Origin of the sequence: Tardiphaga sp. (genome assembly GCF_028290495.1) — a bacterium.
Taxonomy (GTDB): Bacteria; Pseudomonadota; Alphaproteobacteria; order Rhizobiales; family Xanthobacteraceae; genus Tardiphaga.
In genome coordinates this window covers 1-9,315 of sequence record NZ_JAQGJT010000011.1, presented here as the reverse complement: position 1 = coordinate 9,315, position 9,315 = coordinate 1, and the positions used below count along the sequence as shown (strand labels likewise).

At 58.3% G+C, this 9,315-nt stretch carries 7 protein-coding genes and 3 pseudogenes; 5 read left to right on the top strand and 5 right to left on the bottom strand.

Features of this window, described 5'->3' with window-relative positions:
- Positions 1–666, top strand: a 666-nt coding sequence (locus JWQ24_RS01025; RefSeq protein ID WP_299803260.1) for an efflux RND transporter permease subunit, incomplete at its 5' end; no start/stop codon positions are given.
- Positions 667–733: 67 nt separating this feature from the next.
- On the opposite strand, the gene JWQ24_RS01020 is transcribed toward JWQ24_RS01025, so the two are convergent.
- Both JWQ24_RS01020 and JWQ24_RS01015 read right to left on the bottom strand, forming a co-directional pair.
- On the bottom strand, positions 734–1,147 hold the full coding sequence (locus JWQ24_RS01020) for a hypothetical protein (protein WP_299803257.1): 414 nt from the start codon (positions 1,145–1,147) through the stop codon (positions 734–736).
- A gap of 89 nt (positions 1,148–1,236) precedes the next feature.
- Positions 1,237–1,983: pseudogene (locus JWQ24_RS01015) on the bottom strand (hypothetical protein); the annotation flags it as partial.
- A 239-nt stretch (positions 1,984–2,222) separates the two neighbouring features.
- Here JWQ24_RS01015 and JWQ24_RS01010 point away from each other — a divergent pair.
- From JWQ24_RS01010 to JWQ24_RS01000, 3 genes are all read left to right on the top strand, one after another.
- Positions 2,223–2,885, top strand: coding sequence for a response regulator transcription factor (locus JWQ24_RS01010; RefSeq protein WP_299803255.1), 663 nt, complete (start codon positions 2,223–2,225; stop codon positions 2,883–2,885).
- Positions 2,882–4,183, top strand: a complete 1,302-nt coding sequence (locus tag JWQ24_RS01005; protein WP_299803252.1) for an ATP-binding protein — start codon at positions 2,882–2,884, stop codon at positions 4,181–4,183. Before JWQ24_RS01010 ends, JWQ24_RS01005 begins: the two co-directional genes overlap by 4 nt.
- Positions 4,184–4,407: 224 nt before the next feature.
- Complete coding sequence (locus tag JWQ24_RS01000) at positions 4,408–5,166, top strand: hypothetical protein (RefSeq protein ID WP_299803250.1); 759 nt, start codon at positions 4,408–4,410, stop codon at positions 5,164–5,166.
- 124 nt (positions 5,167–5,290) lie between these two features.
- Here the strand turns inward: JWQ24_RS01000 and JWQ24_RS00995 are convergent.
- Positions 5,291–5,743 (bottom strand): annotated as a pseudogene (locus tag JWQ24_RS00995) (histidine phosphatase family protein); the annotation flags it as partial.
- A 159-nt stretch (positions 5,744–5,902) separates the two neighbouring features.
- On the opposite strand from JWQ24_RS00995, the gene JWQ24_RS00990 reads away from it, so the two are divergent.
- On the top strand, positions 5,903–6,091 hold the full coding sequence (locus JWQ24_RS00990) for a hypothetical protein (RefSeq protein ID WP_299803248.1): 189 nt from the start codon (positions 5,903–5,905) through the stop codon (positions 6,089–6,091).
- Positions 6,092–6,331: 240 nt separating this feature from the next.
- Here JWQ24_RS00990 and JWQ24_RS00985 read toward each other — a convergent pair whose 3' ends face one another.
- The gene (locus tag JWQ24_RS00985) at positions 6,332–8,128 is read right to left on the bottom strand and encodes an EAL domain-containing protein (RefSeq protein WP_299803246.1); all 1,797 of its coding nucleotides are present in this window, start codon (positions 8,126–8,128) and stop codon (positions 6,332–6,334) included.
- A 398-nt stretch (positions 8,129–8,526) separates the two neighbouring features.
- A pseudogene (locus tag JWQ24_RS00980) lies at positions 8,527–9,147 on the bottom strand (DUF1214 domain-containing protein); the annotation flags it as partial.
- Positions 9,148–9,315 lie beyond the last annotated feature (168 nt).

The window sequence follows — 9,315 nt, the reverse complement described above, 5'->3', positions numbered from 1 at the left end:
CCCGGTGCCGCGCTGTCGGATGCGGTGGCGGCGATCTCGGTGGCAGAGCGCGAGATCGGCGTACCGACTTCGGTCGCCGGCAACTATTCCGGCGACGCCGCGGAATTCGCCAAGTCGCTCGCCGGCGAGCCGTGGCTGATCCTCGCCGCCGTGATGACGATCTACATCGTGCTCGGCGTGCTCTATGAGAGCTTCATCCATCCGCTCACGATCCTCTCCACGTTGCCGTCCGCCGGCGTCGGCGCGCTGCTCGCCCTCCTGCTGGTCGGCCAGGATCTCTCGGTGATCGCCCTGATCGGCATCGTGCTGCTGATGGGCATCGTCAAGAAGAACGCCATCATGATGATCGACTTCGCGCTCGAAGCGGAGCGGGAGCACGGCATGTCGCCGGCCGAGTCGATCAGGCAGGCCTGCATCCTGCGCTTCCGGCCGATCATGATGACGACCCTGGCCGCCCTGCTCGGCGCGCTGCCGCTGGCCCTCGGCCACGGCCCCGGTTCCGAACTACGGGTGCCACTCGGTATCGCCATCGTCGGCGGCCTCATCATTTCCCAGATCATGACCTTGTTTACGACACCCGTCGTGTATCTGGCCTTCGATCGGCTGGTCGGTCGGAATACGCGAGGTCCGAGCTCGACCGCCGCGCTCTCGAAGCAGGCCTTGTGAGTTCATTGATACACGAAAATGGCGGCCCCTTCGAACGGAGGCCACCACGCTTGTCGATCCCGCAATGTTACGTCGCGTCATCCCGATGGGGCGTGTCCATCGTCGAAAGAACGTTGGCCAGTGTCTGCTTGCATTTCGCAGCGTCCGGGGTGCTGGCTCGAAGGGCTTCGAGCGCGGCGTCAATCGCCTTGTTAATCTTGTGCCAATCGGCAGCAGCGCGTGGCTTCAGTCCGGCTTCGGCCTCGTCCCATTGGGTCTCCAAATTCTTGATTCGCGTCTTCGCGCCGGCAAGATCGCCCTTATCCACTAAAGCCGCCGTGTCGACGACTATCGTCCGGAACGGCGTAAGATCGCCGAGCTTCGACGACATGCCGGCGTGCGCCGCGGTGATCACTTCGAACGATCCCGACGGGACGAATTGAGCCTGACCACCGAGCATTGCCAGGGCGCCAGCCGCCATCATGAGAGATGTCTTGTTCATCTGCGTTCTCCTCCGGATTGGATCCGCGCGACGTCGCGTGGATCGGGATGCAAAACTGTTTGGGGGTAGACAGATCGGTTTGCCGCCGAGCGGTCGGTCGACAGTGTTATCCATGCGACCAGAGCGATGATCACCGCCAAGAATGCGAGGCTAGTATAGATCGTACCCCAGCCGAACCCGCCGTAAGTCCCGGCCTGCGACAACAGATCGCCGAGCGATGCGCCAAGCGGACGCGTCAGGATGTAGGCCAGCCAGAAGGTGAGAACGGCGTTCGCGCCGAGATAATAGGCGACTGCAATCAGGGCGATCAGGGCGCTAAAGACGAAAACGCCGACGGTAAAGCCGAGACCAAGCGCTTCAGTCGCCAGATCACCCGCTGCCGTTCCCAGCGCGAAGGTGAAGAGGATCGCCGTCCAGTAAAAAAGCTCGCGCCGGATCGTGACGATGGTGTGGATCGACAGCGTTCGTTCGACGCCGTACCAGACCGCGAATGTGATCGCCAAGGCCACGGCTAATGCAGCCGTGCTTGCATAAAGACTGACATTCAGTTTGTCGGTCAGGACGTCAGTGATCTGCGTCCCCACAACACTGACGAGCACCACGGTCAGCCAGTAGACCCCCGGCACGTAGCTTCGTGCCGCCAATTGTTTTGCCAGCGATGCCGCTAGAATGCAGACCATGATGATCCTGGTGGCTGCCGTCCCCAGACCAACATGTACGGCCAGATAATCCGCTCCTGTCTCGCCCACAGTGGTCGACATGATCTAGATGATCCAGAAGACGATAGTCGCTTCCGGGACCTTGTTCAGCGTGTCTCGCGGCGATGTCGGGTTCATGTTCGATCTCCTCAAAGGCCGGCGAACTGCGTCGCGGTGCTGAGAGATACTGGCCGCCGCAACTTAGAAGCGACATGGGGCAAGACCGGCCAAGCCAAGACGTGGCCATTAAAATTGGCTACCCAGATACCGTTATATAAACAGATAGCGCACTTCGCTTGCCCCTAAGTTACAGCTAAGTTTGAGAGGCGATGGTTTCCTGATCGGCGCCGTTGCCGGTTCATCTCAAAGGGTAGCGGATGAGAGTCCTGCTGATCGAAGACGACCGGATGATCGGCGCAGCCGTCGAGCAGGCCTTGAAAGACGCCGCCTATGCCGTCGATTGGGTTCTCGATGGCGACACCGCCGTTCAAGCCGCCGCAGTTGAGTCCTATGAAGTAGCGCTTTTGGACCTGGGACTGCCCGGCCAGGATGGTACGGAGGTGCTGCGGCGCCTGCGCAGTGGTGGCCGCAAGCTACCTGTGATCATCGTCACGGCACGGGACAGCATCGACGACAGGATCGGCGGTCTCGACCTCGGCGCCGACGATTTCATGGTGAAGCCGTTTGAGATGCGCGAACTCCTTGCACGCATGCGGGCCGTCCTTCGCCGTCGAGGAAGCGGCGCGTCACCGATCCTCAGCAACGGCAAGATGACGCTCGATCCCGCCACGCGCGAGGCATCTTATCTCGCCGAGACGGCATTCGTCACCGCGCGCGAATTCGCCCTTCTTCAGGCTCTCCTGTCGCACCCAGGCACCATCCTCTCCCGGCCCGATCTGGAACGCCAGATCTACGGCTGGAACGAAGAGATCGAAAGCAACGCGGTGGAATATCTCATCCATACAATCCGCAAGAAACTGGGAGCGCAGGCGATCCGGAACGTGCGCGGCGTCGGATGGATGGTCGATCGACCGTCATGACCCATTCCCTGCGTGGCCGCCTTCTTATCGGCCTGACGTTCATGATCCTTGTCACCGGCATCGGCGCGGGCGCCTTCGGATATCGATGGGCGTACGATGAAGCCATCGAGGAGCAGGACCGCACCCTTACCCATATCGCCGCTTTCGTTTTGCAGACGCGTTTTCCCGTAGGGAAATCGGTCAGTAGCGGAGCTGGCGATAGAACGAGGATCATCATCGACGAACTCGGCAGCACGCCGGACCAAGGCCACCGCTCCAGGGTTTTAGCACCGTTCGGCGAGGGCCTCCATGTCATCACGATAGACAACGAGCCGTGGCGCGTCCTGATACGCATCCGCCCCGACGAGAGTCGCATCGCTGTCCGCCAGACGACCGCCGTCCGCGACGGGATCGCGCGAGAAAGCGCGCTTTACACCATCCTGCCGTTCGTCGCGGTGATGCCCTTCCTCGTCCTGGTGTTAGTTGTCGTCGTGATGCGGTCGCTGCGCCCAATAGCCGATCTCGCCGGACACCTCGATGCGCGCCGTTCAGACGACTTAGAAAAGCTGTCCCTCGAAGGCACGCCCGACGAACTCCATCCCTTCATCTCTTCGATCAATCGATTGCTGGAACGCGTCCGAATGCTGATCGAGCAGCAACGACGGTTCGTTGCGGATGCTTCGCACGAACTTCGCACACCGATAACCGCTTTGAGTCTTCAGGCGGAGAACCTGGAAAATATCCAGATGAGCGACGATGGTCGCGAACGTTTGACGAAGCTGCAGGATGGTGCCCGAAGGACCAAGCGTCTGCTGGATCAACTGCTTACGCTCGCCCGATATGAAAGCGGCCAAGCCTCTGCGCTCGCCGTGACTTCGTTGGATCAATGCGCCAAGGAGGTCGTAGCGGACTTGTTGCCGAAAGCAGCCGACCGGGCGATTGATCTGGGATTCAGCGAGTGTGAGGCGATCCTGGTGCAAGGCCACCCGATCGCCTTGGCGACCGTTCTGAGAAACCTGGTCGACAATGCCTTGCGGTTTACTCCTTGCGGTGGCCGCATCGACATCAGTGTCCGCAGGGAGGGCCAGATTGCCCTTGTCGAAGTGTCGGACACAGGTCCAGGCATCCTTTCAGCCGATCTCGGTGTTGTATTCGACCCGTTCGTGCGGGGTAGTCGGCCAAACGGCGAAGGCACGGGTCTTGGCTTATCAATCGTCAAGCGTATCGTCGAAGGGATCGGCGGCACAGTGGTGCTGCAAAACGCGAATGGCGAACAGGGCCGGGGCTGCCAGGCCGTCGTTAGACTGCCTGCTGCGTAACGTTCGTAAAGGATCTACCGACGGAGCTCTCAAGCCGGTACGCCGTCGCGGACGCGACGGCGGCCGATTTCCGGCATCGGGTCGCAACACGGATGATCGCGACCGATCTCGCCTGGATTGATTGATCCTCTAAGGGCGAAATTGTGACCGAGCCCCAGCAGCCTAAGGCGAGACTAAGTCAATGGGAACACTAATCCATTGGCAACGGATATTAGGACGGTCGCATGCGTGAGCACGACGAATCTATTGTGAGCAAAGTTCCGGCAGTGACGCTGGGTTTCTGGGTAATCAAGATTCTGGCCACGACTCTCGGTGAGACGGGCGGCGACGCCGTCACGATGTCGATGGATTTCGGCTATCTGCTGGGCACCGTAATCTTCGCGGTCACCTTCTTCGGTGCCGTCGCCGCACAGATCGCAGCCAGGCGGTTTCATCCATTCCTCTACTGGTTCGTGATCGTCGCCACGACGACTGCCGGCACGACGCTGGCTGATTACGTCGATCGGTCGCTCGGCATTGGCTATCTCGGTGGTTCGTCGCTGCTTGCCGTACTTCTCGCGCTTTCCCTGTTTCTCTGGCACCGCACGATGGGCTCGGTCTCGGTCGAGAGGATCATGTCGCACCGAGCGGAAGCCTTCTATTGGGCGACGATCATGTTTTCGCAGACGCTCGGCACCGCGCTCGGCGACTGGACGGCCGATTCGACCGGGCTCGGATACGGCGGAGGCGCCATCGTCTTCGGTGTCGGCCTGACTCTCACCGCGGGACTGTACGTCTGGACCCGTGTCTCGCGAACGATGCTGTTCTGGACGGCATTCATCTTGACCCGTCCGCTCGGCGCGACCGTCGGGGATTTCCTCGATAAGCCGCTCGATCACGGCGGGCTCGCCCTCAGCCGATATACCGCCTCGATCATGCTCGCCGTGGCGATCGTCGGTTTGATAGCGCTGCTGTCGCAGTGGGCTGACCGTCAATCGACTTAGTAGCTTCGCTGGATTGCAGCGGATCTCGCCATGTAGCGTTGGATCACAGGAGTGGACGAACTGACGCGCAAGGACCTGCCCCTTTGAAGAGTTTCCGGATGTCACCGCTCGGCTCTTCCCAACGTCAATCGTTCGGCAACGTCCACGTATCGGTCAGCCGCGCGGAAGCGTCCTCGCCTATCTGGTAGAACCGCAGTTCGGCGGTGCCCAACTCGACTTTGCGAATGGCCTCGGCAGAAAGGCCCTTCAAAGCCAGAATCATGGCCCTCAGCGAGTTGCCGTGCGCGACGACAAGGAGCGCCCGGCCCCTCATGACCGCCGGCAATATCCGTCCGACATAGTAGGGCAACACCCGTGCGATCGTACCCCGCAGGCTCTCGCCGTGCGGGGGCGCCACCGAATAGGAGCGACGCCAGACGCGCACCTGTTCTTCGCCGAACTGCCGCCGCGCCTCGTCTTTGTTCAGCCCGGTCAGGTCCCCGTAGTCCCGCTCGTTAAGCGCGACATTGCCTTCGACTGGGACGGCCTGCTGACCCATCGCTGCCAGCATCAGCGAGCAGCTTGCCGAAGCCCTCGACTGTCAATAAGCGTCCAAGATTGACCCCTCCATCGCTTGCTAGATCAATAGCTTGGCTCGCCGATCGGCGTCGGGACCCCACGCCGATTAACAAAGATCGCTATGAAGGCGCTTCTCTCGGAAATGAACTCAGCCCATTAGGCGAGCACGGAGACTCTCATGACCGACAAAGCCGTTCTAACCGCGCGCGAGCTGACAGAGAGCTTTGGTTGGGTCATAGACGCTAAATGGCCGAATCGCCCAGCCGTGCAACTCATTGGCGTGTTCACGTCGGCAGAATCCGCCAACGAATGGATCGGCCAAGGATCAGAACGATGGCGTGATGCTTCGGTACCGACGTCATCGTAGCCATTGATTGCAGTAGCGGGAAGTCGTTGAGTGCGTACGACGCACCAAGCCCTTAGCTGGAGCGACTGACACAGAGGGACTGGCTTCGAAAGCTTGCGGCGGCGCTGCGCCGACAGCCTTCCCTTGCTGAGCGGTGCTTTCTTCACCCCCACCTCAATTTGCAGTCCTATTGATGGCTTCGCTATCTTCAAGACTATGACGCCAATGCTGTCTTTATGACGCCGAGCCCGTGATCGCCGATCAGCACACCATCAACTTTCGAATTTCAACGTCATGTGACAGAAGCTCGCTTATCTCTGTTGCCGGCAGTGGGCGGCTAAACAAGAAACCCTGCATTTCTGTGCAGCCAAGATGTTTCAAAGCGGCAAGCTGATTCTCCGTCTCGACGCCTTCTGCTGTGGTGGTCATGCCTTGCGCAGTCGCAATGTCGACGATAGCTCGCACAATATGGGCAGAGCCTACTGAATCGTCGATTCTGTTGATGAATGTCTTATCAATTTTGATTTTATCAAATGGGAAACGCTGAAGATAACTGAGGGACGAGTAACCTGTCCCAAAATCATCGAGGGCGATTCGGACGCCGGCCGCGTGCAGTTGATGAAGTGTTGCGAGGGCCGTCTTATCGTCGCCGATCAGGATAGTTTCCGTAATTTCCAGCTCAAGGCGCTGCGGCGCTACGCCAGAAATGACTAGCGCATTTAGCACTTTCAAAGCCAACGAGGGACTGCGAAATTGAACCGGCGATACGTTAACGGCGACTCCTATATTGATCGGCCACGAGGAGGCAGCAGCCAGAGCTTCCTTTAAGACCCATTCTCCTAGTTCGATAATAAGTCTGGAGTCCTCTGCGATGGGGATGAATTGTTCTGGAGAAATCGGACCCAAGAGCGGATGATGCCAGCGGAGTAATGCTTCGCATGAAGTAATGCGACCGTCGGCGAGGGCTACGAGTGGCTGAAAGTATAGTGAAAAGCCGTTGCTTCCGATATCTTTACTAAGAACAGCATGCCTGAGATCTGCTTCAAGGCGGCGTCTAGCATTCAGCGACGCGGTCATTGCAGGCTCATAAAACAAATGAGTACGTTTGCCTGCGGCCTTTGCCTGATACATCGCCGTATCTGCATTGCGCATGAGCGTCGACGGGTCGCTGCCGTGATTTGGGCTGATGCCGATGCCTATACTCACGTCAATTAAGACGCGCTCCCCTGAGCACTCTATGGGCTCGTGAAGCAAAGCGAAGATTTCAGCAACTAGCTTCTCAATTTCGTCAGGATCCGACGAAAAGCGCCGGATAATAACGAACTCATCCCCGCCGAGCCTAGCTACGAAGTCTGAATCGCGGGCTGCGCAAATATGGAGACGAGCTGCCACGGCGCGAAGTAAGTCGTCCCCCGCCTCGTGACCAAGGGTGTCATTGATGCTTTTGAAATCGTCCACATCAATAAACAGAAGAGCAAACTTGGGATTGTTCGGCGACTCAAATTCGGTGCCAAGACGCTTCTGGAAGAAGCCCCGATTGGGAAGGCCGGTAAGAGAATCCCGAAGCGCCATGTCTTCGATCGCTTTATCGATGCGCCGTCGCTCAGTGATGTCCTCGTGGGTTGATACCCAACCGCCGCTGGCCATCGACCGATCAATGATCTGAATGAATCGACCGTCCGCCAAACTCAAAATAAAAGGTCTACCTCCCTCAGACAGATCGTTCGCAACGCGCTCGCAATAAGCGTCTACGTCACCAATCAGCGAACCAAGTTCCTTGCGATGTAGGAGAACGTCGCGCAAGCTGCAGCCGGGCTTCACAATGTCTGACGAGACGCCGTATATGTCAATGTACCGCTGGTTACAGATGACAACGCGCTTATTCGCATCAAAGAGCAGCAAGCCCTGCGTCATGTTGTCGATGGCCGACGCTAAGCGGCTCTTTTGCATTAATATACGGTATATCAGAGCGATCAGGAGGCACGTCGCCAGTGCCCCGTATAGTGCAACCGTCCAGAGCGCGACTTGACCGGTAGCAAACGCAGGGACTGTAATCATCGGGACTCGCCTCAACGCGCCCGACCTTCGAACACACCGAATTCTACTTGGGCTAGCTTTAACGATCATTCTATCTGCGTCAAAAAGTACTGAGAATGCGGTTATGGTTAATTGTTGTGCAATCAGATTGCCATCTTCTCACCGTCAACCGCTGCGCTTGTCCTCTTCATGTTGAGGGGAGGAGTGTGCCGATGGTCCTTCAGAGGGGTGACGGCCGTACCATCATCCCTCAACGGCGGCAGCGGAGCCGCTAACTTCCTTCCGGTCTCGGCGGCATAGCCGGCATGGCCGGACCTAAGGCTGCCTCGACCCGGTCGCGAATGACCCGGAGCGGACAACAGGTAGCGCAGGGGACGCTCAGCTCCGCGTTACGAAGCTAAGCATCCTTGCTGAAGGGGTTATTGGGCTGCAAGGCTTGGTAGCCCCTGAGCTTTCCTGACCGGCGGCGGGTTCCACTTGCCCGTCAGCGCCTCGGATTTGGGAGCATACAGACGCATCGTCAGATTGAATGGGCCTTTTGGCGCAGGCAGCCAATTGGCTTCCATGTCCTTGCCGGGACTTTCGTTCTGGAAATAGAGGTCAAGCGAACCATCGGAATTGTACTTGAACGGCATCCAACTGCTGACGGCGAAGCGGTTCAGTACATTTCCGACTTGAAATCCCTCCTGATCGTAGAGGGTAATTGACCAGAACGCATTGACCGGTGGTGCAGCGCCTTTTTCAAAGGTGATCGTGTATTTGTTCGCGCCGTCAAGCGGCTTCCCGCTTTCATCGGCAAGGTTGAGAGGATAAATGGCCTCCTCGACCACATTAGCGCCCAGTCCTTGCTGCGAGAGAATAGCCCGCTTCAAGTAGTAATTGCCGTATACGCCCACCGTATCGGTGTTCATTGACCAGCCGTTCGATACGCGAGCTAAAGTCGGCAACTTCCAAGCCATCAACTTCTGGCCATCCTGCGGCGCGCCTTCAAGCGCCTTTTGCACCACTGGATCTAGTTTTCTAATATCGAAGCTTTTACCAACTGAGCTGCCCCCGGTTCCGAAGACACCAAGTTAGGTGTTTTGGACTGCCCCTGTTTCGGTAGACAAGCCTAGCCTATCCTTGGAGCATAGGAGGCAGCTTGTGAGTACACAGAGATTTACCCCGGAATTTAAAGAAGAAGCGGTCAAGCAGGTCGTCGACCGCGG